The following is a 25,750-nucleotide window of genomic DNA, read 5'->3' on the forward strand; positions in this document are numbered from 1 at the left end:
GGTTCACCCTTTCGCAGGCCGTGATCCAGCCACCGCCTTCTTGACACGTACTTCGTCATCCCCGGCGCCCTCCGCGTTTCGCGGGCGCGGGGTGCGCGGGCTCCGGCCGCGGCAGCGCGTTCTCGGCCAAGGGCTGGAGGACCACCACGTGGCGTGCCCCCTGCACCTGGGCCAGGGGCGTGCAGTAGACCCTGGCGAAGGCGGAGTCGGCCCGGCGCTCCACCCGCAGCACCCGTGCCACGGGCAGGCCCGAGGGGTACAAACCGTCCACGCCGCTGGTCGTCAGCAGGTCATCCTCGCGCACGTCGGCATTCGCAGGCATGAAGCGCAGCTCCATGCCGCCGCCGTGTCCGGCCACGGGATCGCCATAGGCCACCCCGCGCGCGCCCGTGCGAACGTTCAGCACGGGAATGGCCTGGTCGCGGTCCACCAGCAAAGTGACTTCGCTCACGAGCGGAAAAACCCGCGTGACCTGTCCCAGCACGCCCGCCTCGTCCATCACCGGGGCACCCAACATCACGCCGCCCATCTGCCCGCGGTCGATCACCACGCGGCGCGTATAGGGGTCGGCCGTGTCATAGATCACCTCTGCGGCCTGCGCCGGGGTTTCCAGGCGGTCGCGCAGCGCCAAGAGCTGTCGCAGCCGCCCGTTTTCCAGGGCCAGTTGTTCCGCCTGGTTGGCGCGCTGGCCCATCAGGGTCATCTTCTGGCGCGCGGCATCCAGCCCTTCCTGGGCGGTCTGCAGCGACTGGAAATAGTCCGCACCGTGGCTCGCAAACTCCACGGGCTTGAGCATCAGCCATTGCACCGGATAGAGCACGGTGGCCACCGCCTGCCGAAAAGGCCCGGTGAGCTGAAAGCGCGCATCGGCCACCATGAGAAACAGCGCCAGCGCGCTGTAGACGGCCAAACGCGACAGGGCCGAAGGGCCCTGTTTGAAGAAAGGGGGAGCGCTGCGCTCAAGAGTACCCAGTGGCATCGTGCGAAGCGGTCAGGATTTGCCGCATGGAGGCAACTCCACGGGCATGTGCTCAGACAGAAGCAATGGAGCAGGTGCGGTCATGCAGTTCAGAGCGAAAAAGTGCCTGCAGCATACAGGCCCGCAGGCTTACTCGCTCGTGAAAATGCTACCCAGGCGGTCCATGCGCTCCAGCGCAATGCCGCAGCCGCGCACCACGCAGGTCAGCGGGTCTTCCGCCACCAGCACCGGCAGACCGGTTTCTTCGGCCAGCAGGCGATCCAGGTCACGCAACAGCGCGCCACCACCGGTCAGCATCATGCCGCGGTCGGCGATGTCGGCGCCCAGCTCGGGCGGGGTCTGCTCCAGCGCGTTCTTCACGGCGGAGACGATCTGGTTAAGCGGGTCGGTCAGCGCCTCCAGCACTTCGTTGCTGGAAATGGTGAAGCTGCGCGGTACGCCTTCGGACAGGTTGCGGCCCTTGACCTCCATCTCGCGCACTTCCGAACCAGGGAAGGCCGAGCCAATGCTCTTCTTGATGGCCTCGGCCGTAGGTTCGCCGATCAGCATGCCGTAGTTGCGGCGGATGTAGCTGATGATGGCTTCGTCAAACTTGTCGCCACCGACGCGGACGCTGCCCTTGTAGACCATGCCGCCCAGCGAAATCACCCCGACTTCGGTGGTGCCGCCGCCGATGTCCACGACCATGGAGCCCGAGGCTTCGGACACCGGAAGGCCCGCACCGATACCGGCAGCCATGGGTTCTTCGATCAAATAGACAGCAGTAGCGCCAGCGGCTTCTGCAGCGTCCTTGATGGCGCGGCGCTCGACCTGGGTGGAGCCGCAGGGAACGCAGATGATGATGCGCGGGCTGGGGGTGAACAGCGTGCGCGGGTGCACCATCTTGATGAACTGCTTGATCATCTGTTCGGTGATCACGAAGTCAGCAATCACGCCGTCCTTCATGGGCCGGATGGCCTCGATATTGCCGGGCACCTTGCCCAGCATGGCTTTCGCCTCGCGGCCTACCGCCTGAATGACTTTCTTGCCGTGCGGCCCGCCTTCGTGGCGGATGGCGACGACGGAAGGTTCGTCAAGCACAATGCCCTTGTCGCGGGCGAAAATGAGGGTGTTGGCGGTGCCAAGGTCAATGGCAAGGTCGGTGGAGAAATACCGACGGAAAGCTCCGAACATTCAAAAATCCTCTCAGGCACGGCATGCACGTCGGCCTGCCATCGCCAGGTGTGTCAGGGTGTGGGTGGGGGTCAAAAATCGCTTTTTTCGCACAAAAACCGGCAGTGAAGGGGGTATTGCGGCAAAGCCGGGATAATACCCCATCCCCTGTGAATAACTCCCTCCGGCGCGGCCCGGATCACAGCTTTACTTCTGGTTTCTCTAGATTCTCCTCCCTATGGCACTGACCCCCCAGGACATCGGCCGCATCGCCAATTTGGCACGGCTTGAGCTGACACCCTCCGAAAGTGAGCGCATGCTGACTCAGCTCAATGGCTTCTTTGACATCGTGGAACAGATGCGGGCTGTGGATACCTCGGGCATCACGCCCCTGGCGCACCCCGTCGCTGCCATCCAGGACGTGGCTTTGCGGCTGCGCGAGGACGTGGCCAGCGAGCCCAACCAGCGTGAAGCCAACCAGAAGAGCGCACCCGCTGTAGAGCGCGGCCTGTTCCTCGTCCCCAAAGTGATCGAGTGAGACGCGCATGAGCACAACAACGACCAAAGCCCTGCACGACCTGGGCGTTTCCGAGCTGGCCACCGGCCTGCGCAACAAGCAATTTTCTGCCGTCGAAGCCGCCCAGCATTTCCTGGCCCGCGCCAAAGCGCACCAGAACCTGGGCGCCTATGTGGCCCTGAACGAAGACGCCACCCTGGCCCAGGCCCAGGCCGCCGATGCGCGCCTTGCCGCTGGCACGGCGGGCGCACTGGAAGGTGTGCCGATTGCCCACAAGGACATCTTCGTCACGCGCGACTTCCCCAGCACGGCGGGCTCCAAGATGCTCGCGGGCTACCAGTCGCCCTTTGATGCCACCGTCGTCACCAAGCTGGCCGATGCGGGCGCTGTGACGCTGGGCAAGCTCAACTGCGACGAGTTCGCCATGGGTTCGTCCAACGAAAACTCCGCAGTTGCCCCTGTGGGCTTTGACGCCCCGGCCCCCGTGCGCAACCCCTGGGACACCAGCCGCATTCCCGGCGGCTCGTCGGGTGGCAGCGCCGTGGCCGTGGCCGCGCGCCTGGCCCCGGCCGTCACCGGCACCGACACCGGCGGCTCCATCCGCCAGCCCGCATCGTTTTGTGGCATCACCGGCATCAAGCCCACCTATGGCCGCGCCAGCCGCTACGGCATGATCGCCTTTGCGTCCAGCCTCGACCAGGCCGGCCCCATGGCCCGCTCGGCCGAAGACTGCGCGCTGCTGCTGTCTGCCATGTGCGGCCCCGACCCGGACCGCGACTCCACGTCGCTCGACGTGCCTGCCGAGAACTTCAGCGCGAAGCTCAACGACAGCATTGACGGCCTGCGCATCGGCATCCCCGCCGAGTTCTTTGACGAAGGCCTGGCGCCCGATGTGCGCGCCGCCGTGGACGCCGCCCTGAAGGAATACGAAAAGCTCGGCGCCAAGCTCGTACCCATCAGCCTGCCGCGCACCGAGCTGTCCATCCCCGTGTACTACATCATTGCCCCCGCCGAAGCCTCGTCCAACCTCAGCCGCTTCGACGGCGTGAAGTTCGGCCACCGCGCCAAGGACTACGCCGACCTGGTGGACATGTACAAGAAAACCCGCGCCGAAGGCTTTGGCGACGAGGTCAAGCGCCGCATCATGATCGGCGCCTATGTGCTGAGTCACGGCTACTACGACGCCTATTACCTGCAGGCGCAGAAGATCCGCCGCATGATCGCCGACGACTTCCAGAACGCGTTCAAGAGCTGCGACCTCATCGCCGGCCCCGTGGCCCCCACCGTGGCCTGGAAGCTGGGCGAGCATGGCAACGACCCACTGGCCGACTACCTGGCCGACATCTTCACGCTGCCCGGCTCGCTGGCCGGCCTGCCCGGCATGAGCGTGCCTGCAGGTTTTGGTGAAGGGGGTTTGCCCGTGGGGCTGCAGCTGATTGGCAACTACTTCCAGGAAGCCCGCCTTCTGAACGCTGCGCACCGCCTGCAGCAGGCCACCGATTTCCACCTCCGCCAACCCGGAGGTCTGTGACATGATGACGACCAGCAAATTGATCCACGGTTATGAAGTCGTTATCGGCTTCGAAACCCACACCCAGCTTGCCACGCAGAGCAAGATCTTCAGCCGCGCGCCCACCGCCTTCGGCGCCGAGCCCAACACCCAGGCCTGCGCGGTGGACCTGGCCCTGCCCGGCACGCTCCCCGTGATGAACCGCGAAGCAGTGGCCTGCGCTATCAAATTAGGACTGGCTCTGGGCTCCCACATTGCGCCAGTGAGTATTTTTGCCCGTAAAAACTACTTCTACCCCGACCTGCCCAAGGGCTACCAGATCAGCCAGTTCGAGATCCCGGTGGTACAGGGCGGCGAGGTGGAGTTTTTCCTCGGCGACGAAAAGAAAACCGTGCGCCTGGTCCGCGCCCATCTGGAAGAGGATGCGGGCAAGTCCCTGCACGAAGACTTCATCGGCCAAAGCGGCATTGACCTGAACCGCGCCGGCACGCCATTGCTGGAGATCGTGACCGAGCCCGACATGCGCTCGTCCGACGAAGCCGTGGCCTATGCGAAAGAGCTGCACAAGATCGTGACCTGGATCGGCATCTGCGACGGCAACATGCAGGAAGGCAGCTTCCGCTGTGACGCCAATGTGTCCGTCCGCAAGCCTGGCGGCCCGCTGGGCACACGCCGCGAGATCAAGAACCTGAACTCGTTCAAGTTCATGCAGCAGGCCATCGACTACGAGATCCGCTGGCAGATCGACCAGATCGAGGACGGCCACGCCATCCAGCAGGCCACCGTGCTTTTCGACCCGGATACGGGCGAAACACGCGCCATGCGGACCAAGGAAGACGCGGCGGATTACCGCTACTTCCCTGATCCGGATCTGCCTCCGCTACACATTTCTGAGCAATGGGTGCAGGAACAACGTGCGCTGATGGCCGAATTGCCCCGCACCATGGCTGCGCGTTTTGTGGCGGACTACGGCCTGCCCGAATACGACGCCACCACACTTACACAGAGCAAGGCGATGGCGGCCTATTTCGAGGCAGCAGCCAAGGCCTGCGGTCAGCCCAAGCTGGCCAGCAATTGGATCATGGGCGAAGTGTCACGGCGCATGAACCTGGGAGAGATCGGCATCGAGAAAGCGCCGGTCACTTCGGTGCAACTGGCTGCGCTGATTGGCCGGATCGCCGATGGCACGATTTCCAACAATGCAGCGAAGCAGGTGTTTGATGCATTGTGGGAAGGTGAAGCTGCAGACGTGGATACCCTCATTGAGTCCAAAGGCCTCAAGCAGATGAACGACTCCGGCGCGCTGGAGAAAATCATCGACGAGGTGATTGCCGCCAACCCCGACAACGTGGCCCAGTTCCGCGCGGGCAAGGACAAGGCGTTCAATGCACTGGTGGGCCAGGCGATGAAGGCCAGCAAGGGCAAGGCGAACCCGCAACAGGTCAATGACCTGCTGCGTGCCAAGCTGGCGGGCTGACTGCAACACCTGTAAACACAGGCGCAAAGAACAAAGGGGTCCGCGAGGCCCCTTTGTTTTTTTGTATCCTGAAGTCGGGGCGTTAAGTGATTTTCGCGGCGCGGGCTCTGGGCAGGTCAGCCCCCCAACCTCGTCTATCGCGCTCCCGACGCAGGAGGCACCGCGCTGGCAGAGGGTTTCGCAGCCGCCGCTGCGGGGGACACGCGCTGAGGGTCCCACAGCTTGCGCAGCTGGGCCAGTTCAGCGTCAAAGCGCTGGTGCACGCGGCGCTTTTCCTGGTCCTGTCCCGTGATGAAGCGCTGCTGCTCGGCAAGGCTATCGTCAATCTCAGCGATCTTGCGGCGCAGCGTCATGGGCGCCTTGTTGGGGTCCTTCTTGTAGAACTCCATCTCCACATCGAGCTTCTTGCGCTCCGCCTTCAGCTCGGTGATTCGCTTTTCTGCTGTAGCCGTCACGTCATCCACCATCTGGATGGCCGCCGTGCGCTCCACATCGTGGGACGCCTTGTCGGGGTAGCGCGCGACGAGAACGCGTTCACGCCGGCGCTCTTCGACAATGCGGGCGCGCTCCTCCGCATCCTTGCGGTTCTGGGCGTCCTGGGCGGCACGCTCCAGCTCCGTGAGCGAGGGTCCGATCTGGCGGCGTGTGATGCCGGACGGGCTGAGTTCGCGCTGCTCCCGGTCCAGGCATTCCGGAATAGGCCGGTCGGCCGTCAGCCGGCGCCCGTTGCGGTCCACACACGTGTAGATGCCGCCAGACGCTTCCTGAGGCTGCGCCGAGGCCAGCTCCACGCCCAGGGTGAGCAGCACCAACCCGCCCATGATCCACGCCGACTTGCTCAAATCATCTACCCTTCGTTGACGCCGTACCGCTGGCGGTAGGCCAGCACTTTTTCGTGATGCGAGCGCATCCCCTCTTCCCCGTTTTGCGAGAGATACAGCAATAAGTCTGCCAGCCGGGCGATGGCACACACCTGCATGCCCAGTTGATCGCGCACGTACTGCACCGCGCTGTGGTCCACGTCCTGGCCATTCTCTGTGGCTTTTTCCTGGCGGTCCAGCGCAATTGCAACCGCATGCGGCGTGGCACCGGCGGCACGGATGATCGCAATGGATTCGCGGGCAGCGGTCCCTGCCGACATGACGTCATCCACGATCAGCACCCGGCCTTTCAAGGGGGCACCCACCAGCGTGCCGCCCTCGCCATGGTCCTTGGCCTCCTTGCGGTTGTAGGCAAAAGGCACGTTGCGCCCCAGCCGGGCCAGCTCCACCGCGACCGTGGCCGCCAGGGGAATGCCCTTGTAGGCCGGGCCAAACACCATGTCGAATTCGATGCCGCTGGCCAGCAGGGCTTTTGCATAGAATTCCGCCAGCCGTCCCATCTTGCGGCCGTCGTCGAACAACCCTGCATTGAAGAAGTAGGGGCTCAGGCGCCCCGCCTTGGTCTTGAATTCACCGAACCGCAGCACGCCCGATTCGACGGCAAAACGTACAAAATCCTGCGCCAGCTGGCCCTGTCCAGAGGTTTGCGCGCCAACATCCACCATGGGGAATTCCTTGTTCAAGTTAACCAGCCTCAATCTCAATGGCATCCGCTCGGCCACCAGCAAAGGCGTGGAAAGCTGGATGGCAGCCACGCGGCCGGATTGTATTTGTGTGCAGGAAGTGAAGGCCCAGGCGGCCGACATGGCCAACCGCTTCGAGCGGATGGCCGGCCTGCAAGGCCACTTCCACTATGCCCAGAAAAAAGGCTATTCCGGCGTGGGCGTCTACACGCGGCACGAGCCTTCGGATGTAGTCATTGGCTATGGCTCTGAAGAGTTCGATACAGAAGGCCGCTATGTGGAGCTGCGTTTCGACACGCCGGCCCGCAAGCTGTCGATCATCAGCGCGTACTTTCCGAGCGGCTCGTCGAGCGAGGAGCGCCAGCAGGCCAAGTTCCGGTTTCTGGCCGAGTTCCATCCCCATCTGATGAAAGTCAAGGGGGAACGCGACTTCATCCTGTGCGGCGACATCAACATTGCGCACCAGCAAATTGACCTCAAAAACTGGCGCAGCAACCAGAAAAACAGTGGTTTTTTGCCCGAAGAGCGGGCCTGGATGACAAAGTTGTTGCACACAACTGATGAAGGCGGCGGCATCATAGACGTTTACCGCCAGTTACAACCTACCGCCACGGACACCGCCTACACATGGTGGAGCAACCGGGGGCAGGCGTATGCCAACAACGTGGGGTGGCGGCTGGACTACCACCTGGCCACCCCCGCGCTCGCAGCGCTGGCACGTGCTGAATCCATCTACAAAAGTGAAAAGTTCTCGGACCACGCGCCCATCACGGTGGACTATGACTTCAGCCTTTGACGATGCCCGCCTCTGACCATTGATGCCCGACACCGCAGCCTCCACCGCCCCCCCGCCCCACGGTTTCCGCCCCGCCAACGCGGAATCCTTGTGGAGACAGCTCTCCACCCCCCACCCCACCGTCGGCAAGGCACGCCACCTGGGGGAGGCGCTGGTCCATGCGGGCATGCTGTCCCCCTCGGCCCTGGAAGACGGCCTCAAGAAGCAGTTGCAGGAGCGCGGCGCCGGGCAACACCGGCTGATCGGGCAGATCCTGGTGGAAGGCGGCGTCCTCACCCAGGAACAGCTGCGCCAGGTCATTGCCGCGTGGCTGGGCGAGTACACCGTGCACCCGGGCGACATTGCGCCAGAAGCGACGGCCCTGGCCCTGGTGCCACGCGCAGTGGCAGAGCGTGAATCCGTGCTGCCGCTGATCGCCCGCGAAGACGCGCTGGTGTTGCTCATGGCCGATCCCTGTGACCGCGTGCTGCTGGACGAACTGCGGTTTCTCACACAGCGCCGGCTCCTTCCGCTGCAGGCCGCACCGGGCACGCTGATGCCCGCCATCCACCGCGCCTACCGCACCCAGCCCGGTGGCGGCGCCGACGCGGCCACCGCCGCACGCGCCACCTCCCGCGAGCTGGCGGCAAACCTCGGCAGCACGGCCCCGGACGCGGATTCCGAACAGGCCGACGTGATCAGCGAGTCGGACAACACCCTGGTACGGCTCATCAACTCGGTGATCGACGAAGCCATCCACCACCGCGCCTCCGATATCCACATTGAGACCGAGCCCGCTCCGCAGAACGTGCGCATCCGCCTGCGCATCGACGGCGACCTCACGCCCTACCTGGAGCTGCCGGCACGCTACCGCTTCGCGATGGTGGCGCGCATCAAGATCATGGCGGGCATGGACATCTCGGAGCACCGCAAGCCCCAGGACGGCAAGATCGACTTCGCCCGCTTCGGCGGCCCGCCGGTGGAGCTGCGCGTGGTCACCGTGCCCACCTCGCGCGGGCTGGAAGACGTGGTGCTGCGCCTGCTGGCCGGCGCCAAGCCGCTGCCGCTGGAGAACATCGGCCTGAGCCCGCCCAACCTGCTGGCGCTGCGCTCCGTGGTGCAAAAGAGTTATGGCCTGGTGCTGGTGTGCGGCCCTACGGGCTGCGGCAAGACGACCACGCTGCACTCGGTGGTGCGCGACATCAACACCGCAGGCCGCAAGATCTGGACGGCCGAAGACCCCATCGAGATCACGCAGGAGGGCCTGCGCCAGGTGCAGGTGAACCCGCGCATCGGCTGGACCTTTGCCGCCGCCATGCGCACCTTTTTGCGCGCCGACCCCGACGTGATCATGATCGGCGAGATGCGCGACGAGGAAACCGCGCGCATCGCCATCGAGGCCTCGCTGACGGGGCACCTGGTGCTGTCCACCCTGCATACCAACTCGGCGCCCGAGAGCATTGCGCGGCTGCTGGAGATTGGCCTGGACCCGTTCAACTTCTCGGACTCGCTGCTCGCCATCCTGGCCCAGCGCTTGGTGCGCCGCCTGTGCACAGCCTGCCGCGAGCCGCGTGTGGCCGACCACGACACGCTGCTGGGCCTGGCATCGCAGTACCTGGACAGCGGCACCAACAACTCCCCCGAGGCCCGCGAGGCACAGGTGGCGCGCTGGCGCCAGCAGCACGGCGGCGCACAGGGCGAGCTGCGCCTGTGGCGCCATGTGGGCTGCACGAAGTGCGAAGGCCATGGCTACCACGGCCGGCTGGGCATCCATGAGCTGATGATGAGCGACGAGACCATTCGCCAGCACATCCGCCACCGCGCCCCCGCCTCGGACATCCGCCACTCGGCACTGGCCGCCGGCATGCTGACCCTGCGCCAGGACGGCATCGAGAAGGTGCTGCAGGGGCTGACCGACATGTCGGAAGTGGTCGCGGCAACCAACCTGTGAGGCGAGCCCACCGCCGGTGATGCCTGCCGCCGGTTTTTTAGCCAAATTGGGCTCTAGCGCTTATCTGGCAAGCGCTAGCAGCTATCAATCAATGAGTCCTTCCGAGAAGAGGAAGTCGCCCCCCCGCTTGCGCGCACCGCCGCCTCAGCGATCCAGCTCGTAGTGAAACACCTTGGCAATGATCTGCCAGCGCCCATCCACATGGATCAGGGTCAGCAGGTCGATGAAGTGCTTGGGCAGGATGGCGCATTCGACCTTGGCCAGGGCGGTCACCGGCCCGGCAAATTCAATCGACAGGATGCGCTCCTGCACTGTCTCGCCCCGGCTCGCGGGCGAGGGGCGCTGGTCCACGATGGGGAAATACTCCTCCATGCGCAGGATCACCGCAGGCTCGGCCGTGGCGCAGGCATAGACCGCCTGGGGGTGGAACACGCGGCGCAGGCGCTGGGTATCGCTGTGGCACAGGCCGTCGAAATATTCCTGCAGCACGGCGGCGACTGCGTCGAAGCGCGGGTCACTCATGGCGCATTCCCTCCGGCGACTGCCCGGGCACGTTCGCGCCGCACGGTCACCGTCTCACCGGCCACCCCCCAGTTGTCGGTCTCAACCTCGTCGATCACGACAAAGGTGGTGGCGGGCTCCTTGTTCAGAACGCGCACCAGCAAATCGGTCGCCCCCTGGATCAGTGCGGCCTTTTGCGCACTGCTGACACCTTCGCGCGTCACTTTGATGTTGATGTAAGGCATGGCGTGTTCCTTGTGGATGGATGAATGAACGGCGTCTCAGCCCAGCAACCCTTCGGCCCGCATCGCGGCCTGTACCGCGGGGCGCGCGGCCACACGGCGCATGAACGCCTGCAGATGGGCCAGGTCGCTGATGTCCAGCTTCACGAACTTGGCCCAGCCCAGCACCACAAAAAGATAGGCGTCGGCCGCCGTGAAGTGCTCGCCCGTCAGGTAGTTGCCGTCCTGCAGTTGCGCGTCCAGCCACTCCATCTTCTTGCGCAGCAGGGCGGCCAGCGCGGCCTTGGCGTTGTCGTCCAGCCCGGCGTGGAACAGGGGCGTGAAGGACTTGTGCAGCTCGGTGCTGACGTAGTTCTGCCACTCCATCACCCGGTAGCGCGCCCGCGTGCCGGCGGCCGGCATCAGTTGCGTGGCCTGGGCCTGGTCGGCGATGTATTGCGCAATGACCGGGCCTTCGGTGAGGCGGGAGCCGTCGTCCAGCTCCAGCACGGGCACCTGGCCTTTGGGGTTGATCGCATAGAAATCCTGCCCATCGGCCGTCTGGTGGCGCGCGGTATCGACCTTCTCCAGCGCAAACGGCAAGCCACATTCCAGCAGCAGGATGTGGGGCGACAAGGAGCAGGCGGCGGGGGAAAAGTACAGCTTCATGGGGAGGCCTTGGGGGCGTGGTGGAAAGGTGAAGCGATGGTATTGGCGATGCAAACAGCAATAAACTAGGCACCAGTAATTTCACTGATTACATGAAGTAATAAACAAGACATGGCGCGCCAATTTGACGACCTGAAGCTGGGCAGCATCGAGCTGTTCTGCCTGACCGCGCAGTGGCAAAGCTTCACGGCCGCCGCCCAGGCGGCCGGGCTGACGGCGGCGGCGGTGAGCCGATCCGTGGCACGCATGGAGGCGCGCCTGGGCGTGCGCCTGTTCCAGCGCACGACACGCCAGGTGCGGCTGACCGACGCCGGCAAGCGCTACTACGAGCAATGCCGCCAGGCGCTGGGGCAGCTGGCCGAGGCAGAACGCGAGCTGTCAGGCCAGCAACAAAGCCCGGCGGGCCTCGTCCGCTTCAGCCTGCCCACCTCCTATGGGCACTGCCGCATCCTGCCCCTGCTGCCCGCATTTGCGCAGGCCTACCCCGGCGTGGAGCTGGAGCTGCAGTTGAGCAACCGCAACGTGGACTTCACCGAGGAAGGCTTTGACCTGGCCGTGCGCGGTCGCGCCCCCATCGACTCGGGGCTGGTGGCACGCAAGCTGGAAGACGCCGCCCTGGTGGTGGTCGCCGCCCCGGCGTATCTGGCGCGTTGCGGCACGCCACACGAAGCGGCCGACCTGGCGGCGCACGAATGCATCCAGTTCGTGCTGCCCAGCAGCGGGCAGGCGGTTGCGTGGATACTGCGCGACGCGGCCGGGCGCGATGTGGAGGTGCCCACCCAAGGCCGCCTGCGCTGCGCCGATGACATCCTGGGCCCCGTGACCCTGGCGCGTGCCGGCGCAGGGCTGCTGCAGACCTACCGGTTCATTGTGGAAGCCGACCTGCACAGCGGTGCCTTGCAGGAGGTGCTGCCCGCACATGCCGGTGCCTCCCGCCCGTTTTCGTTGCTGTACCCCGCCAACCGGCACATGCCGCTGCGCGTGCGGGTGCTGGTGGATTTCCTCGTTGATCGGCTGGCGCGGGCTTGACCCTGTCCCGTCCGCCATGCGCCAGACCCGCAAAATACACAAAACCAATCCTCACCCACCATGCTCCGCTACCTCACCGTCCCTGTTACTGCGTTCCAGCAAAACTGCTCCCTCGTCTGGTGCGACGCCACCCACAAAGCCGCCGTGATCGACCCCGGCGGTGACCTGGATGTGCTGCTGGCAGAAATCCAGCGCCTTGACCTCACGCTCGAACAGATCTGGCTCACCCACGCCCACATCGACCACGCGGGCGGCACGGGCGAGCTGGCAGAGCGGCTTTCGCTGCCCATCGTCGGCCCCCACCCGGGCGACCAGTTCTGGATTGACGGCCTGCCGCAGCAAAGCGCGATGTTTGGTTTTCCGCCCGCCCAGCACTTCACGCCCACGCGCTGGCTGCACGACGGCGACACGGTGCAGATTGGCGACGAGACGCTGAATGTGCGCCACTGCCCCGGCCACACCCCTGGGCATGTGGTGTTCCATGCGCCGCAGATTGACCGTGCTTTTGTGGGCGATGTGCTGTTTGCCGGCAGCATGGGGCGCACCGACTTCCCGCAGGGCAACCACCAGCAGCTCATCGACAGCATCACCCAGCGCTTGTGGCCCATGGGCAACCAGACGGTGTTCATCCCCGGGCACGGTCCTGAGAGCACGTTCGGGCGTGAGCGCCAAAGCAACCCCTATGTGGGTGGGACGTAAGCCGTTTTTTTGCATTTTTTGGTTCTAGCGCTTATCCAGAAAGCGCAGACGGCTATTATTTTTGAAGTAGCCCTGTGCCTCTGCGCGTGCCGCAGGGGCCAGCGTGCCCACCAGGATGCACGCCGGCCCCTGCAATGCGGCGTCAGAAATCGAACGAGGCCGACAGGCGCACGGCGCGTGGCGCACCCACGTTCACCCGGCCCGCGCCCCAGATACTTTCAAAGTAAGCGCGGTTGGTGAGGTTGGTCACCGTGGCGCGCAGCACCACGGGTTGTGCGCCAAAACGCGTCGCATAGCGGGCGCCCACATCCAGCGTGGTCCAGGACGGCAGCTTCACGCTGTTGTCGCCCGTGAGCCACTGTGCACCCGTGTGGTTCACCCGGCCGTTCACCGACAGGCCCTGCACACCAGGGATGGCCCAGTCCGCGCCCAGGTTCAGCGTGAGCTTGGGCACGCCAAACTGCGCACGGCCCTGGTTCACGCCCTTGGCGGTCTGGGTCTGCTCGGCCTCGGTGTAGGCAACGCCACCCAGCAGCGTGAGGGCCGGGGTCAGCTGGCCGAACACGTTCCACTCCACGCCCCGGTTGCGCTGCTCGCCGTCCAGCACCTGGCGGTTGTTGGCTTCGATCAGGGCAGGCTTGCTGATCTGGAACAGGCTCACCGTCTGCGTCAGGCTGCCCGCAACCCACTTCACGCCCACCTCGGCCTGCTTGCTCTTGTAGGGCTTGAAGGTCTCGCCCTCGTTGGCATAGGGCGCCTTCACGGTGGTGCCGGCGCTCAGGCCTTCCACGTAGTTGCCGTACAGCGAAACGTTCTCGCCCCAGGGCTTGGCGACCACGCCCACCAGTGGGGTCACGGCGCTTTCCTTGTACTTGTTGAGCTTCTGGTTCACCTGCTGCGCGCGCACGCCCAGGGTGAGCTGCACCCTGTCGTCGGCGAACGCCAGTGTGTCCACCACGCTCATTGCAGTCATCACGTCGTCGTTGAGGGGGTTGTAGGTGGAAGCCGCCCCGCCCGGCGGCATCGCAATGGGCCGGGGGTTGTAGATGTTGCTGTTGATGGCGGCCGTGCCATTGGCCCGGCTGCCACCCTGGTAGCTCATCACGTTGGCGGCCAGCGTCAGCTTGTGGGCCACGGCGCCGGTGCTGAACTGGCCGCGCACGCCGAGCTCGGCCGTGGTGGTGTCGTACTCGCCCCAGGAGTTGTAGGCCGTGCCCGTGGCGTTGCCCGAAGCCGCGTTCGCCGCCGTCCACACCGGGCGCGTGCCGAAAATGAAGCCGTCGTATGCATGCTCGGCCTTGCCCGCCGATGCAAACGCTGTCCAGCCGGCATTGATCCGCGCCTGGCCGCGCACGATGAGGCCCTGCGTCAGCGTGTTGCTGTACACGCCTTCGCCGTAGAAGAAGTTGGTGGAACCATCGGGTGCCTTGGGCACCGTGGTCCAGCCCGTGATGATGGGCTGCATGGGCGAGCCCTTGCGCACCTTGTTTGTGAGCGAATAGGCGTCCGCCTCCACGTTCCAGCCGTCGCCCTGGTAGTCCAGCGCTAGGTGGCCGATCTCGCGCGCCTTGGTCTGGTGGTCCAGCCAGGTCTCGCCGCCCGACAGCACGCCGTTGACGCGCACGCCCAGGCGCTGGTCTTCGCCGAAGCGGCGCGACACGTCGGCGTGCACACCCACGTTGGATTGGGACGAATAGGTGGTGGTCACGCGTGTGAGCGGCTCCTTGCCCGCGCGCTTGGGCACGAGGTTGATGGCGCCACCCACATCACCTGACGGCGGCAGCCCCATCATCATGGCGCCGGGGCCCTTGAGCACTTCCACGCGCTCGAAGATCTCGGTGGGCGTGTTCTGCTCGGGCGCGAGGCCGTAGGCACCATTGATGGCCATGGAACTGGCGCCCACGCCGAAGCCCCGGATGATGAAGTTCTCGACGATGTGGCCTTCGTTGGTGGTGGTGCGCACCGAAGGGTCGTTCTTGAGCACGGCGCCCACGGTCTGCGCCTGCTGGTCGGCAATGCCTTCGGCGGTGTAGCCCGTCATGTTGAAGGGCGTGTCCATCACGCCCACATTGCCCAGCACCCCCAGGCGCGTGCCCCGGGCCACCTGGCCACCGGGCGCGGCAGCGGGCAGGCTTTCGGGCGTCTCGGCCGCCGCGTTCACGGTCACTTCCCTGAGCACCACCGGGGCTGCCGGGCTTTGCGCCCAGGCTGCGCCGGCACTGGCGAACAAGGTCCACGCACAGGCCCGGGCGACCTGGCGCAAGGCAAAAGGGTGTGCCGGGGTGGCACCCCGGAATGGGCGGCAACTGTGCATAGCGGTCCTGAGTCAAAAAACAAAAAAGGGATGCCTTGCAACCGAATTGCAAACAAGAATGAGTGCGATTTCATTCTGAACACGAGCCTGCTCCGTGTTGGAGCTGTGAAGGACGCTGTGCCCAGGATGTGCTGCAAGGCGTGCCGGCTTGTCGCATCCGGTATGCAGCGATGATTTCACGCAGCCCGCCAGGCTGTGTTTGCAGGGCCAACAAAGATGTTTGCAGCACCCGCCCGCGCCGCTTGCCGCGGGCGCGGCCGCGCAAGGGCCGCCCCGCCGCGCTGGCGGCGTCCCCCTCTGGGGGAAAGCGCCGCAGGCGACTCAGGGGGGTTTCAGATTCGTGCCCGGGCCAGTTTGGGTGGCATGCCAAAGCGCTTGCGGTACGCCGTGGCGAAGTTGGCGGCGCTGTTGTAGCCCGCGACCAAGGCCGCCTGCCCTACCGTCAGGCCGTCGCATTCCAGCGCGTGGCGCGCCCGCTGCAGACGGTGTTCGCGCACAAAGTCGAACACCGTGGTGCCATACACCGCGCGGAAGTGCCGCTGCAGCGTGTTGGCATTGGTGCCTGCCTGGCGCGCCAGCGCATCGAGCGACATGTCCATCGCACCGTCGGTCTGCAAGAAGGCGTGCAGCGCGCGCATGCGCTGGTGCTCATGGGGCAGCAGGCGCAGTGCCGCCGCGGCCGGTGCCGGGGCGGGCGCGGGCGCTGGGGCTGGCCCCGGGGCGTGCTGCGCCAGGCTGCCCAGGGCTTCGCCCACCAGTTCCAGCGCGCGGCTTTCCAGGTACAGGTGCAGCAGCAGGGGGCTCAGGTCCGGCGCATGGGTGATCTGCTCTGCCAGCGCGGCAATGCGGGGCGACGGCTGCCAGTGGTGCATGGCCAGGTGCTGGCGGCGAAAGGCCTCGATGGCATCGGACGCTGCGGGCCCAGCCACCTGCTCCAGCCACTCGCCCCCCAGGCCCACGCTCACCCGGCGCGCGTAGGCCCCCCGGCGGGCGCGGCGCTCAAAGCGCTCGGGCTGGGCCACTGACACCAGCAGCGCGCGCGGCAGCCCTGGCTCCCGAGGGCGTTGGGCAGTAGCGCTCGACAGCGCCACGCGTCGCGGGCCATAGCTCACGTCCACCGAGCCCTCCAGCAGCACCACGATGCGCAGCCCCGCATCCATGTCGCCACTGGCGGTGAAGTCCTGCGCGTCGGCCGCATCGTCGGCGTGCAGGTGCAGCCCGGGGCGCAAGACCCGCACCCGCTGCAGATGGCGCTGCAGCGACGCCTGCATACCCTCCGACGGCGGTGCCGCTGGCTGGACATTCAAGGGGCTGACAACGGACATGGGCGCAGGGGCGAGGAGATGCAAAAAGGTGTGGATGAAAGCGCAGTGAAAAGGTGCAGGCCCTGGGGTTGGCATGGGATGTACCCGAACCACACCGGCCACGCCTGACGTTTGCGCAAAGGTTTTTCTCCACGGGGCAAACACGGCAGGCACCGAGCCATGGGATGCTAGCAACTTGCGATAATAAATGCAAATGATTCTCAATATTGCTTGTTGCCTGGGAGCTTCTTCAGCGGGCCCCCAGGCCCTCGCAGCCGTCCATGACCTTCACACTCCCCCGTTTTTTCGGCTCCCTGGGCGTTGCGCTCTGCGCCGTGCTCATCACCACAGCCCCGGTACAGGCCCAGGGCACACCCCAGACCGTCACCGACCTGGCAGGCCGCACCGTCACCCTGCCCGCCAAGGTGGACCGCATCCTGCTGGGTGAAGGCCGGCTGTTGCCTGCGCTGGGCGTGTTCGAGCGCGACGACGTGGCACGCCGCCTGGTGGGCATGATGGGCGACTACGAAACGCTGGACCCCGCCGGCTATGCGCAGTGGCGCAGCCGCTTCCCGCAACTCGACAAGGTGCCCCGCGTGGGCCGCAACAACGCCGGCAGCTTCAGCGACGAGCAGGCGATAGCGCTGCGCCCGCAGGTCGCCATCCTGGGCCTGGCGGGTGGCCATGGGCCGAGCATGAACGACCGCGAGACCCTGGCCCGGCTGGAGGCGGCCGGCATCGCCGTAGTGTTCCTCGACTTCCGCCATGACCCGCTCAGGAACACGCCGCGCAGCATGGAACTGCTGGGCGCCGTGCTGGGCAAGCGCAAGGAGGCCGACGCTTTCAACACCCTGTGGCGGGCCCAGCTCGAACGGGTCGAGTCTCGCCTGCGCACCCTGCCGGCCGGCACCCGCCACCCCAGTGTGTTCCTCGAAAACCGGGTAGGGCTGGCCGACGACTGCTGCGCCACCATGGTGGGCCTGGTGGGCGTGCTGCTCGATGCCGCTGGCGCCGAGAACGTGGCGCGTGGCCGCATTCCGGGCGAGCACGGCACGCTCAACCCCGAGTTCCTGATCGCCACGCAGCCCCGGCTGTACATCGGCACCGGCATCGGCAGCATGGCCACTACCGGGAAGTCGCCGCTGCGCATCGTGCTGGGCGCTGACGCCACGCCCGAGGCGGCCCGCGCATCGCTGGCGCGTGCCACCCAGCGCAGAGGCATCGCCCAGCTGGAGGCCGTGCAGCAGAACGGGCGCGCCCACGCCATCTGGCACCACTACTACAACTCCCCCTTCAACGTGGTGGCGGTGCAGGTGTTTGCCAAATGGCTGCACCCCGCGCTGTTTGCCGACCTGGACCCGCGTGCCACGCTGCAGACCCTGTTCACCCAGTTCCAGCCCATACCGCTGACCGGCGTGTACTGGACCAGCCTCTGATGCCCGTGCTCCTGTCACCACAGGGTACGCGCCGCGCACTGCTTGCCGCAGGCGCCGGTGCGAGCCTGGGCTTGCTGGGTGGGTGCGCCCACGGCAAGGCTACGGCGCCACCGCTGCTGCAGGCAGCACCCGCCCAGCTGCCGGGCACGCACCAGCAGGATCTGCGCGACCCGGCCAGCGGCCGCACCTGGCGCATCTGGGTGCAGCAGCCTGCGGGCCCCGCGCCCGCCACGGGGTACCCGGTGCTGTATCTGCTCGACGGCAACGCCGCCTTTGCACTGGCGGCCCAGCTGGCCCGCAACAGCGCGGGGAGGCCCGGAGACATGGGCACCGACAGCACCATCGTGGTCGGCATCGGCCACCCTGGTGACGCCGTGATCCACCCGGCAGAACGCCAGCGCGACTACACACCTCCCGTGCCCGGCAGCACGGCCACACCCGAAGCAGGCGGCGCTGACATCCTGCTCGACTTCATTGCGCGCGAGTTGCAGCCGCGCGTGGCGCATGCCTTTGCCATTGACCCGCAGCGCCAGACCCTGAGCGGGCATTCGTTCGGCGGCTTGCTGGTGCTGCACGCACTGTTCACGCGCCCCGCGCAATTCACGCGGTACGCAGCCACCAGCCCCTCGGTGTGGTGGAACGGCGCACAGCTTCTGCGCACGGCCGGGCAGTTCGCACAGGTCCACGCGATGGCGCCGCGCCCCTTCCGGGCGCAGTTGCTGCTGCGCGTGGGCAGCCTGGAACAGGCGCAGACGGCACCCACCGCAGCCCGCGCTGCCATACAGGTCGAGCGCCGCATGGTCGAGCGCACCCTGGCGCTGGCCGACCAGCTGGGCGCTCTGCAGTGGCCCGAGCTGCGCGTGGACATGGCCGTGCTGCCCGGCCTGGACCATGGCAGCGCCATGGCCCCGGGGCTCATCGACGCCCTGGCATTGGCCCAGCAGCCCCGCTGAAAAACACGGACGCTCTGAAACCCTTTCGCGCACCACACGCCCTATACCGGAATTGCCTCCGTTGAACCCAGCCACTGCCTCTCCCTTGCCCGTAGCCATGGCCTCCACCGATTCGCTCGCGCAGCGCTACGGGCATTTCGTGCGCCGGCGTCTGCTGCTGCTGGCCACCTTGCTGGCCGTGCTGTGCGCCAGCGCCGTGGCCGACATTGCACTTGGGCCCTCCACCTTCGCGTTTGCCGACGTGCTGCGCGGCCTCTTCGCACCCGACGCCCTGCCGCAAGCGCAGCAGGTCATCCTGTGGGAAGTGCGCCTGCCCTATGCAGTGATGGCCGTGCTGGTGGGCGCCAGCCTGGGCCTGGCCGGGGCCGAGATGCAGACCGCGCTCAACAACCCGCTGGCCAGCCCGTTCACGCTGGGCGTGTCGGCCGCCGCTGCGGTGGGCGCGTCAGCCGCCGTGGTCAGCGGTTTCACGCTGCTGGCCTGGGGCGAGAACCTCGCGGTGCCGCTGTGCGCCTTTGCTGGAGCGGCGTGTGCCACGGCGTTGATCCAGCTGCTGGCTTGGCGCCAGGGCGCCAGCGTGGACACGGTGGTGTTGTTCGGCATCGCGCTGCTGTTCAGCTTCGAGGCGCTGCTGTGGCTGCTGCAGTTCATTGCCGACAGCAACGCGCTGCAGCAGATCGTGTTCTGGACCATGGGCAGCCTGGGCCGCGCCACCTGGACCAAGATCGGCATCGTGGGCACCGTGCTGGCGCTGTGCATGCTTTGGTCGGCGCACCAGGCCTGGGCCCTCACGGCGCTGCGCGCGGGCGAGGACCAGGCGCGCAGCTTCGGCATCGCGGTGGAGCGGCTGCGCCTGGTGACACTGCTGCGCGTAAGCCTGCTGGCGGCCACCGCCCTGTCGTTCGTGGGCACCATCGGCTTCGTGGGCCTGGTGGGACCACACATCGCGCGCATGCTGCTGGGCGAAGACCACCGCTACTACCTGCCGGGCAGCGCGCTGGCCGGGGCGCTGATGCTGTCGCTCGCGTCCATCCTGAGCAAGGCGCTGGTGCCCGGCGTGGTGCTGCCCATCGGCATCATCACCGCGCTGGTGGGCGTGCCGCTGTTCATGGTGCTGGTGCTGCGCCAAAGAAGGGCTGCATGAATCACCGCCTGAGCCGCTGCGCGTCTTCCCCCTCTCTCACATTGCCGCGCAATGCGGGAGGGGGACGCCCCCAGCGCGGCGGGGCGGCCCTTGCGCGGGGGCGCTGGCCTGGGCCGCGCCAGTTTCATTGGCTGCTGAGGGTGCGTAGCGCCATGGAGGCTTGATATGACAACGGGCCTGACCCTCGAACAACTCACCGCTGGCTACCCCGGCCGGGCCGTGCTGCAGGGCGTGGACCTGCCTTGCGTGCCCGCCGGCACCCTGGTGGCCGTGGTGGGCCCCAATGCCGTGGGCAAGTCCACGCTGCTCAAGGCCGTGGCCGGGCTGCGGCCCGCACAGGGGCGCGTGCTGCTGGAAGGGACCGACCTGGCCATGCTGGCCCCGCGCGAACGCCTGCGCCGCGTGGGCTACCTGCCCCAGGCACTGCCGCAGAGCACCTCGCTCGTGGCCTACGAGACCTGGCAGAGCGCCCTGCGCGCCGGCCGCAGCGAATGGAGCACCGCGCAGCGCGAGGCGGCCATCGAGTCGGTGGTGGCGGCGCTGGGGCTGCAGGCGCTGGCGCTGCGCCGGCTCGACGAGCTGTCGGGCGGCCAGCGCCAGATGGTGGGTCTGGCCCAGGTCATCGTGCGCGCGCCGCGCCTGCTGCTGCTGGACGAACCCACCAGCGCCCTCGACCTGCGCTGGCAGCTGCAGGTGCTGCAGGCCGTGCGCGCCATGGTGCAGCAGCAAGGCGCGATCGGCTTGGTGGCCGTGCACGACCTGAACCTGGCCCTGCGCTTTTGCCAGCACGTGCTGGTGCTGGGCGGCGGCACGGTGCTGGCTGCCGGCGAGCCCGCGCAGGTGCTCACCCCTGCCTTGCTGCAGCGTGCCTATGGCGTCGAGGCCCGCGTGGAGCGCTGCTCGAAAGGCAATTTGCTGGTGTTGGCCGATGCAGCGCTGCCACTGTCCGAACCCTTTTCCCCCACAACAACCCCCCCGCACCCATGATGCAACGCCAGGGCCACCTGCCCACCACCGAGGCCAGCCGCTACCTGCAGCGCCTGTGTTACCACTTCACCCGCAAGATCCGCGTGACCTACGACGCACACCATGGCGAGGCCCACTTTCCCTGGGGCCTGTGCGTGTTGCGCGCGGATACCGAGGCCTTGCGTTTCGACTGCAGCGCCGAGGACGATGCCAGCCTGGCGCGCGTGCAGTTCGCCATCGACTCGCATGTGGAGCTGTTCTCGCGCAAGAGCCCCATGGCCGTGTGCTGGCAGCCGGCGCAGACCGGCCCAGGCGCTGGTGTCGCGCCAGAAATTTGAACAAAATCAGGCCCTAGCGCTTATTCAGTAAGCGCTGGCAGCTATCAAATTTGATAGCTCCAGGCACACAGGGGCGCCCGACAGGTCAGCCGCGTTGGGCGGCTTGGTAGAGGCCCTGCACCTTCGGCACGTTCATTTCCAATTCCTTGATGCGCGCCGGACCCGAGGGGTGGGTGGAGAGGAAAGCCAGCCCGCCCTGCTTGTTGCCGCTGGCGTTGCCCATCTTTTGCCACAGGCTCACGGCAGCCGAAGGCTGGTAGCCCGCGCGGGCGGCCAGCTCCAGCCCCACCAGGTCGGCATCGGTCTCGTCCGACCGGCTGAACTGCAACGTGAGCAGTTGCCCGCCCAGGCTGGCAGCCGCATTGCCCAGGTCTCCCAGGCCGAGCAGCTGCGAGCCCAGGCGCAGCGCCAGGTTGGTGCCCTGCGTCTTGGCGATGCGCTCACGCGCATGCTCGCGCAGCGCGTGGGCCATTTCGTGGCCCATGATCATCGCGGCTTCGTCGTCGGTGAGCTTGAGCTGGTCGAGGATGCCGGTATAGAACGCAATCTTGCCGCCGGGCATGCAGAACGCATTGATCTGCTGGCTGCCAATGAGGTTGACCTCCCAGCGCCACTGCCTGGCGCGCTCGTTCCAGGGCGTGGCGTGCGGGATCAGCCGCTTTGAAATGGCGTGCAGGCGCTGCAGCTGCGGGTGGTTGTCGGGCGCCAGCGCACGTTTGGCCTTGGCCTGCTGCAGCATCTGCTGGTACTGCTGGGCTGCAGAGTTTTCCAGCGTCTCGGCGGGCACCAGCTTGCGCAGGCTGGACGCGGTACCCACATCCACCTGCGCCAGCACGGGAGCCGCAGCGCTGACACCTGCTGCCAGCAGGAAGGCGCGGCGCGCCGACCATGGGGACGACGGCGCAACAGAGGGAGCGGGGCAGAAAAGACACATACAAGGCAATCCCAAAAGGAATAATGAGCAGCGCTGGCACACAACACACCAGAGTCTGCCGCGCAGATGGAGGCCGACAGGCTGGCTACAAGGGTGCGTCGGCGATGATAGACAAAACCCACGCTCGCCCATGTCAGACACCTCCACATCTTCCCGCCCCAGCCTCGCACCCACCACCGCCCCGGACAAGCCCCCGCGCACGCCCTGGCTGCAGACGCTGCGCGTGTACCTGGAGCCCGCCAGCCTGCGCATGCTCACGCTCGGGTTCTCCGCCGGGCTGCCACTGCTGCTGGTGCTGGGCACGCTGAGCTTTCGCCTGCGCGAGGCGGGCATTGACCGCAGCACCATTGGGTATCTGAGCTGGGTGGGCCTGGCCTACGGCTTCAAGTGGGTGTGGGCGCCGCTGGTGGACCGCATGCCGATCCCGCTGCTCACCCAGGCGCTGGGGCGCCGCCGCAGCTGGCTGCTGCTGTCGCAGGCGCTCATCGTAGGCGGGCTCATCGGCATGGCGCTGGCCGACCCGCGCCAGACGCTCGGACCCATCGTGTGGTGCGCGCTCGCGGTGGCGTTTGGCTCAGCCACGCAGGACATTGCGTTGGATGCGTTTCGCATCGAATCTGCCGACGCCAATCACCAGGCCGCGCTGGCAGCCTCGTACCAGACAGGCTACCGCCTGGCCATGATCTGGGCCGGTGCGGGCGTGTTGTGGATTGCGGCGCGCTCCGAAGTGGCCCCTGCGGTGGGGCAGGTGGTAGCGCAAGGCGCGGCCGCGTACCAGAACGGCGCCTGGCAGGCGGCCTACCTGGCCATGGCGGCGTCAATGGCGGTGGGCGTGATCACCGTGCTGTTCTCGCGCGAGCCCGCGCCCGTGCAACTGCCCCCGGCCAAAAACGCTGCCGAGTGGATCCAGAGCGCCATGGTGGATCCGTTTGCCGACTTCCTGCGCCGCTATGGCTGGCACGCGGCGCTGATCCTGGCGCTCATTGCCGTCTACCGCATCAGCGATGTGGTGATGGGCATCATGGCCAACCCGTTCTATGTGGACATGGGCTTCACCAAGGACGAGGTGGCCGCCGTCACCAAGGTGTACGGCGTGATCATGACGCTGGCCGGTGCTTTCGTGGGCGGCGTGCTGTCGATGCGTTTTGGCGTGATGCGCATCCTGATGCTGGGCGCCATCCTGAGCGCCGCCAGCAACCTGCTGTTCGCCTGGCTGGCGGGCCACGGGCACGATGTGACCGCGCTGATCGCCGTGGTCTCGGCCGACAACCTGGCCAGCGGGATTGCCTCGGCCGCGTTCATCGCCTACCTGTCGAGCCTGACCAACGTCAGCTACTCGGCCACGCAGTACGCACTGTTCAGCTCGATGATGCTGCTGCTGCCCAAATTTGTAGCGGGCTTCTCGGGCGACTATGTGAATGCCTTCGGCTACGCGCACTTCTTCACGGCCACCGCGATGCTGGGGCTGCCGGTGCTGGTGCTGGTATGGCTGGCTGCACGGGTTCGGGCGCCATCGGCAACGCCACCCGCACACAGGTCCCCTGACCCGGCGCAGCCGTGATCTCCAGCTGCGCGCCAATGGCCTGCGCCCTGGCCCGCATGTTGGCCAGCCCCTGCCCTCCAAGCTGGGCCGAACTCTCCATGCCGACTCCGTTGTCGGCAATCTCCAGCACCAGATGCGGCGGCTGGCCCGGCCCATCCTGATGGCGGGCACTCACCCGCACGGTGCTGGCCTGCGCGTGCCGCAGCACGTTGGTGAATGCCTCCAGCAGGAGGCGTTGGATCTGCAGCACCATGTGCGGCGTGAGACTTTCTAGGGCGGGGAGCTCCTCCACCTGCCAATCCACCTGGATGCCTGTGGCCGCCAGGCGCGGTTGCATCCGGTAGCGCAGCGTGGCCAGTACCGTAGCCAGATCACCACCCACCGGCTGGATGGCATCCACGGCCATGCGCAGTTCATCCAGCGCAGCATTCGCGTGCTCGCGCAGCTGGGCATTGGTGCGGCCTTTGCCAATGAGGCTGAGCAACCCCACCAGTTGCGAACCCACGCCGTCGTGAATGTCGCGCATGATGCGCTGGCGCTCCAGGAGCGCGGCATGCTGGGCGTGCTCCTGCTGCAACAGGGCGTAGCTGACCTGCAGCTCCTGCTCGCGCTGGCGAACCTTCTCGTCCAGCGAATTGCTCAACCCCTGGTAGGCACGCACCTGCCGGGCGTAGCGGTTCAGGATGAGCCATCCCATGAGCAGCACGAACAACATGGTGGCCAGTGGCAGATAAGAAGAACGGCCCACACTTTCTGTGGACACCCGAATTTCCAGGAAATCGTAAAGTCCTGCGCCGATGGGAATAAAGCTGGCAAGACACAACGCGATGGCTTCGGGCTGCCGGGCCACCAGCGCCTCTCGCGCAGCAACGGCATACGCCCAGAAGGCAGGCACAAACAGCAGTGCCAGGGCGGCAGTCCAGCACCAGGGCTGCCCAAACCCAAAGCCCCCCACGACCAGTGACGCCTCGGCGGCCAGCAGCACCCAGAAGCCCCGCCTGGCCCCCACGCCGTCCCGGCCCACCAGCGCCAAGGCGAAGCGCACCAACAACAGCATGTGAACCGTCAACGAGAAAGCCACGATGCCGCCCCATAGCGGCCACCCCAGGGGGGATGTCTCCCACAGCCGATCGCCATACCGCAGCATCCCGAACGGCGCGCAAAGCGCAAAATAGCCATACACAGGCTCGCGATTCAGGTGCCACAGCCCCCCGGCAACCACGCCCGTGAGTGCCAGCGCAAACACCACGGCCACCGCGCCCCACTGCCGCCAGATATAGCGCTCGCGGTATTGCGGCAGCAACGTGGCCTCTGGCCCGAAACGTGGCGCGGCCAACCCTCCCCAACGTACGGGTTGCACCGCCACACGCACCTCCAGCGCCGTGGAAGCGGTGCTGGAAAGGAGGCTTGTAGGTACAGGCACCCACAGCGGCGCCTTGGTTGCATCGTTGCGGCTGTCTCCGAGGACGCCGCGATGCGCTATCAAATCACCCCCCACATATATTTGCACCTGGTTTCCCACACGAGGGAAATAAAGACCCCGCAGCACGCCGTCCGGGGCGACCGGGGGCAGGACGAGCTGGTAGCGGGCGCGCCCTGCCAGCCCTGGATAGGCCTTGTCCCAAAGATGAGGAAGTTTCACCTGTCCTGACCAGGCCGGAGCCCCCTCCGGCTCCAGGTACGCCTGCGCAATGTCAATCGTGTCCGTACCCCCCTGCGCCTGCACCGCGCTGCACAGAAGCATCGACAAAGCCACCACCACACGCCATGCCCA

The 25,750-nt window shown here is 66.5% G+C and carries 24 protein-coding genes; 13 read left to right on the forward strand and 11 right to left on the reverse strand.

Annotated features, from left to right (window positions below; genetic code table 11):
- Nucleotides 1-55: 55 nt before the first annotated feature.
- Both mreC and IB243_RS08925 read right to left on the reverse strand, forming a co-directional pair.
- A complete protein-coding gene (gene mreC, locus IB243_RS08920; protein WP_010467059.1) occupies nucleotides 56-979 on the reverse strand; it encodes a rod shape-determining protein MreC in 924 nt (307 codons plus the stop codon).
- 129 nt (nucleotides 980-1,108) lie between these two features.
- Entirely contained in the window at nucleotides 1,109-2,152 is a 1,044-nt protein-coding gene (locus IB243_RS08925; RefSeq protein ID WP_010467056.1) for a rod shape-determining protein, read from the reverse strand.
- Nucleotides 2,153-2,369: 217 nt separating this feature from the next.
- On the opposite strand from IB243_RS08925, the gene gatC reads away from it, so the two are divergent.
- Genes gatC through gatB form a run of 3 tightly spaced genes read left to right on the forward strand, consistent with a single transcriptional unit; the run spans nucleotide 2,370 to nucleotide 5,635 of the window.
- Nucleotides 2,370-2,669, forward strand: a complete 300-nt coding sequence (gene gatC / locus IB243_RS08930) for an Asp-tRNA(Asn)/Glu-tRNA(Gln) amidotransferase subunit GatC (protein WP_010467054.1) — start codon at nucleotides 2,370-2,372, stop codon at nucleotides 2,667-2,669.
- A gap of 7 nt (nucleotides 2,670-2,676) precedes the next feature.
- Entirely contained in the window at nucleotides 2,677-4,179 is a 1,503-nt protein-coding gene (gene gatA, locus IB243_RS08935; RefSeq protein WP_192426417.1) for an Asp-tRNA(Asn)/Glu-tRNA(Gln) amidotransferase subunit GatA, read from the forward strand.
- A 1-nt stretch (nucleotide 4,180) separates the two neighbouring features.
- A complete protein-coding gene (gatB, locus tag IB243_RS08940) occupies nucleotides 4,181-5,635 on the forward strand; it encodes an Asp-tRNA(Asn)/Glu-tRNA(Gln) amidotransferase subunit GatB (RefSeq protein ID WP_192426418.1) in 1,455 nt (484 codons plus the stop codon).
- Between the two features lie 134 nt (nucleotides 5,636-5,769).
- Here the strand turns inward: gatB and IB243_RS08945 are convergent, their stop codons facing one another.
- On the reverse strand, nucleotides 5,770-6,477 hold the full coding sequence (locus IB243_RS08945) for a DUF4124 domain-containing protein (RefSeq protein ID WP_192426420.1): 708 nt from the start codon (nucleotides 6,475-6,477) through the stop codon (nucleotides 5,770-5,772).
- Nucleotides 6,478-6,482: 5 nt separating this feature from the next.
- Nucleotides 6,483-7,181, reverse strand: a complete 699-nt coding sequence (gene pyrE, locus IB243_RS08950; protein ID WP_010467047.1) for an orotate phosphoribosyltransferase — start codon at nucleotides 7,179-7,181, stop codon at nucleotides 6,483-6,485.
- 10 nt (nucleotides 7,182-7,191) lie between these two features.
- On the opposite strand from pyrE, the gene IB243_RS08955 reads away from it, so the two are divergent.
- Both IB243_RS08955 and IB243_RS08960 read left to right on the forward strand, forming a co-directional pair.
- On the forward strand, nucleotides 7,192-7,995 hold the full coding sequence (locus IB243_RS08955) for an exodeoxyribonuclease III (protein WP_192426422.1): 804 nt from the start codon (nucleotides 7,192-7,194) through the stop codon (nucleotides 7,993-7,995).
- Between the two features lie 22 nt (nucleotides 7,996-8,017).
- Nucleotides 8,018-9,925: a GspE/PulE family protein gene (locus IB243_RS08960; RefSeq protein ID WP_192426424.1), complete on the forward strand. Its 1,908-nt coding sequence runs from the start codon at nucleotides 8,018-8,020 to the stop codon at nucleotides 9,923-9,925.
- A 144-nt stretch (nucleotides 9,926-10,069) separates the two neighbouring features.
- Here IB243_RS08960 and IB243_RS08965 read toward each other — a convergent pair whose 3' ends face one another.
- Genes IB243_RS08965 through gstA form a run of 3 tightly spaced genes read right to left on the reverse strand, consistent with a single transcriptional unit; the run spans nucleotide 10,070 to nucleotide 11,316 of the window.
- The gene (locus tag IB243_RS08965; protein WP_192426426.1) at nucleotides 10,070-10,447 is read right to left on the reverse strand and encodes a nuclear transport factor 2 family protein; all 378 of its coding nucleotides are present in this window, start codon (nucleotides 10,445-10,447) and stop codon (nucleotides 10,070-10,072) included.
- Nucleotides 10,444-10,671 (reverse strand): 4-oxalocrotonate tautomerase family protein, encoded by a 228-nt coding sequence (locus tag IB243_RS08970; protein WP_192426428.1) that lies wholly within the window; start codon nucleotides 10,669-10,671, stop codon nucleotides 10,444-10,446. Before IB243_RS08970 ends, IB243_RS08965 begins: the two co-directional genes overlap by 4 nt.
- Before the next feature lie 36 nt (nucleotides 10,672-10,707).
- Entirely contained in the window at nucleotides 10,708-11,316 is a 609-nt protein-coding gene (gstA, locus tag IB243_RS08975; RefSeq protein WP_057271026.1) for a glutathione transferase GstA, read from the reverse strand.
- Nucleotides 11,317-11,427: 111 nt separating this feature from the next.
- On the opposite strand from gstA, the gene IB243_RS08980 reads away from it, so the two are divergent.
- Together IB243_RS08980 and IB243_RS08985 are read left to right on the forward strand one after the other, a co-directional pair.
- Nucleotides 11,428-12,345: a LysR family transcriptional regulator gene (locus IB243_RS08980; RefSeq protein WP_057228355.1), complete on the forward strand. Its 918-nt coding sequence runs from the start codon at nucleotides 11,428-11,430 to the stop codon at nucleotides 12,343-12,345.
- Between the two features lie 60 nt (nucleotides 12,346-12,405).
- Nucleotides 12,406-13,044: an MBL fold metallo-hydrolase gene (locus IB243_RS08985; protein ID WP_010467036.1), complete on the forward strand. Its 639-nt coding sequence runs from the start codon at nucleotides 12,406-12,408 to the stop codon at nucleotides 13,042-13,044.
- 142 nt (nucleotides 13,045-13,186) lie between these two features.
- Here IB243_RS08985 and IB243_RS08990 read toward each other — a convergent pair whose 3' ends face one another.
- Together IB243_RS08990 and IB243_RS08995 are read right to left on the reverse strand one after the other, a co-directional pair.
- Nucleotides 13,187-15,358, reverse strand: coding sequence for a TonB-dependent siderophore receptor (locus IB243_RS08990; protein WP_192426429.1), 2,172 nt, complete (start codon nucleotides 15,356-15,358; stop codon nucleotides 13,187-13,189).
- Nucleotides 15,359-15,690: 332 nt separating this feature from the next.
- Complete coding sequence (locus IB243_RS08995) at nucleotides 15,691-16,683, reverse strand: helix-turn-helix transcriptional regulator (protein ID WP_225584859.1); 993 nt, start codon at nucleotides 16,681-16,683, stop codon at nucleotides 15,691-15,693.
- A gap of 260 nt (nucleotides 16,684-16,943) precedes the next feature.
- On the opposite strand from IB243_RS08995, the gene IB243_RS09000 reads away from it, so the two are divergent.
- The 5 genes from IB243_RS09000 to IB243_RS09020 all read left to right on the forward strand — a co-directional run bounded on the left by IB243_RS09000 (nucleotide 16,944) and on the right by IB243_RS09020 (nucleotide 21,499).
- Nucleotides 16,944-18,098, forward strand: coding sequence for an ABC transporter substrate-binding protein (locus tag IB243_RS09000; protein WP_192426431.1), 1,155 nt, complete (start codon nucleotides 16,944-16,946; stop codon nucleotides 18,096-18,098).
- Nucleotides 18,098-19,051 (forward strand): alpha/beta hydrolase, encoded by a 954-nt coding sequence (locus tag IB243_RS09005; protein WP_192426433.1) that lies wholly within the window; start codon nucleotides 18,098-18,100, stop codon nucleotides 19,049-19,051. The genes IB243_RS09000 and IB243_RS09005 overlap by 1 nt, the downstream gene beginning before the upstream one ends.
- A 97-nt stretch (nucleotides 19,052-19,148) precedes the next feature.
- Nucleotides 19,149-20,195 (forward strand): iron ABC transporter permease, encoded by a 1,047-nt coding sequence (locus tag IB243_RS09010; RefSeq protein ID WP_057271031.1) that lies wholly within the window; start codon nucleotides 19,149-19,151, stop codon nucleotides 20,193-20,195.
- A 165-nt stretch (nucleotides 20,196-20,360) separates the two neighbouring features.
- A complete protein-coding gene (locus IB243_RS09015) occupies nucleotides 20,361-21,182 on the forward strand; it encodes an ABC transporter ATP-binding protein (protein WP_192426435.1) in 822 nt (273 codons plus the stop codon).
- A complete protein-coding gene (locus IB243_RS09020; RefSeq protein ID WP_010467019.1) occupies nucleotides 21,179-21,499 on the forward strand; it encodes a DUF2218 domain-containing protein in 321 nt (106 codons plus the stop codon). Before IB243_RS09015 ends, IB243_RS09020 begins: the two co-directional genes overlap by 4 nt.
- An 85-nt stretch (nucleotides 21,500-21,584) precedes the next feature.
- Here IB243_RS09020 and IB243_RS09025 read toward each other — a convergent pair whose 3' ends face one another.
- Nucleotides 21,585-22,433: a M48 family metallopeptidase gene (locus IB243_RS09025; RefSeq protein WP_192426437.1), complete on the reverse strand. Its 849-nt coding sequence runs from the start codon at nucleotides 22,431-22,433 to the stop codon at nucleotides 21,585-21,587.
- 130 nt (nucleotides 22,434-22,563) lie between these two features.
- Here IB243_RS09025 and IB243_RS09030 point away from each other — a divergent pair, with 130 nt between their 5' ends.
- On the forward strand, nucleotides 22,564-23,994 hold the full coding sequence (locus IB243_RS09030; protein ID WP_192426439.1) for an MFS transporter: 1,431 nt from the start codon (nucleotides 22,564-22,566) through the stop codon (nucleotides 23,992-23,994).
- Here the strand turns inward: IB243_RS09030 and IB243_RS09035 are convergent.
- Nucleotides 23,876-25,720 (reverse strand): sensor histidine kinase, encoded by a 1,845-nt coding sequence (locus IB243_RS09035; RefSeq protein WP_225584860.1) that lies wholly within the window; start codon nucleotides 25,718-25,720, stop codon nucleotides 23,876-23,878. The two genes, IB243_RS09030 and IB243_RS09035, sit on opposite strands and share 119 nt — an antisense overlap.
- Nucleotides 25,721-25,750 lie beyond the last annotated feature (30 nt).

It is taken from the genome of Acidovorax sp. ACV01 (assembly GCF_014851495.1).
GTDB classification, from domain to species: domain Bacteria; phylum Pseudomonadota; class Gammaproteobacteria; order Burkholderiales; family Burkholderiaceae_C; genus Acidovorax; species Acidovorax radicis.

What these genes read in the sequence shown, in the direction of transcription:
- IB243_RS09015 (WP_192426435.1), top strand. Translation starts at nt 20,361, where the DNA reads ATGACAACGGGCCTGACCCTCGAACAACTCACCGCTGGCTACCCCGGC.
- IB243_RS09035 (WP_225584860.1), bottom strand. Translation starts at nt 25,720, where the DNA reads ATGCTTCTGTGCAGCGCGGTGCAGGCGCAGGGGGGTACGGACACGATT.
- gatB (WP_192426418.1), top strand. Translation starts at nt 4,181, where the DNA reads ATGATGACGACCAGCAAATTGATCCACGGTTATGAAGTCGTTATCGGC.
- IB243_RS08995 (WP_225584859.1), bottom strand. Translation starts at nt 16,683, where the DNA reads ATGTCCGTTGTCAGCCCCTTGAATGTCCAGCCAGCGGCACCGCCGTCG.
- IB243_RS08985 (WP_010467036.1), top strand. Translation starts at nt 12,406, where the DNA reads ATGCTCCGCTACCTCACCGTCCCTGTTACTGCGTTCCAGCAAAACTGC.
- IB243_RS08980 (WP_057228355.1), top strand. Translation starts at nt 11,428, where the DNA reads ATGGCGCGCCAATTTGACGACCTGAAGCTGGGCAGCATCGAGCTGTTC.
- IB243_RS08965 (WP_192426426.1), bottom strand. Translation starts at nt 10,447, where the DNA reads ATGAGTGACCCGCGCTTCGACGCAGTCGCCGCCGTGCTGCAGGAATAT.
- IB243_RS08970 (WP_192426428.1), bottom strand. Translation starts at nt 10,671, where the DNA reads ATGCCTTACATCAACATCAAAGTGACGCGCGAAGGTGTCAGCAGTGCG.
- IB243_RS08925 (WP_010467056.1), bottom strand. Translation starts at nt 2,152, where the DNA reads ATGTTCGGAGCTTTCCGTCGGTATTTCTCCACCGACCTTGCCATTGAC.
- IB243_RS09030 (WP_192426439.1), top strand. Translation starts at nt 22,564, where the DNA reads ATGTCAGACACCTCCACATCTTCCCGCCCCAGCCTCGCACCCACCACC.
- gatC (WP_010467054.1), top strand. Translation starts at nt 2,370, where the DNA reads ATGGCACTGACCCCCCAGGACATCGGCCGCATCGCCAATTTGGCACGG.
- IB243_RS08990 (WP_192426429.1), bottom strand. Translation starts at nt 15,358, where the DNA reads ATGCACAGTTGCCGCCCATTCCGGGGTGCCACCCCGGCACACCCTTTT.
- IB243_RS09025 (WP_192426437.1), bottom strand. Translation starts at nt 22,433, where the DNA reads ATGTGTCTTTTCTGCCCCGCTCCCTCTGTTGCGCCGTCGTCCCCATGG.
- gstA (WP_057271026.1), bottom strand. Translation starts at nt 11,316, where the DNA reads ATGAAGCTGTACTTTTCCCCCGCCGCCTGCTCCTTGTCGCCCCACATC.
- pyrE (WP_010467047.1), bottom strand. Translation starts at nt 7,181, where the DNA reads ATGGTGGATGTTGGCGCGCAAACCTCTGGACAGGGCCAGCTGGCGCAG.
- mreC (WP_010467059.1), bottom strand. Translation starts at nt 979, where the DNA reads ATGCCACTGGGTACTCTTGAGCGCAGCGCTCCCCCTTTCTTCAAACAG.
- gatA (WP_192426417.1), top strand. Translation starts at nt 2,677, where the DNA reads ATGAGCACAACAACGACCAAAGCCCTGCACGACCTGGGCGTTTCCGAG.
- IB243_RS09020 (WP_010467019.1), top strand. Translation starts at nt 21,179, where the DNA reads ATGATGCAACGCCAGGGCCACCTGCCCACCACCGAGGCCAGCCGCTAC.
- IB243_RS08960 (WP_192426424.1), top strand. Translation starts at nt 8,018, where the DNA reads ATGCCCGACACCGCAGCCTCCACCGCCCCCCCGCCCCACGGTTTCCGC.
- IB243_RS09010 (WP_057271031.1), top strand. Translation starts at nt 19,149, where the DNA reads ATGGCCTCCACCGATTCGCTCGCGCAGCGCTACGGGCATTTCGTGCGC.
- IB243_RS09000 (WP_192426431.1), top strand. Translation starts at nt 16,944, where the DNA reads ATGACCTTCACACTCCCCCGTTTTTTCGGCTCCCTGGGCGTTGCGCTC.
- IB243_RS09005 (WP_192426433.1), top strand. Translation starts at nt 18,098, where the DNA reads ATGCCCGTGCTCCTGTCACCACAGGGTACGCGCCGCGCACTGCTTGCC.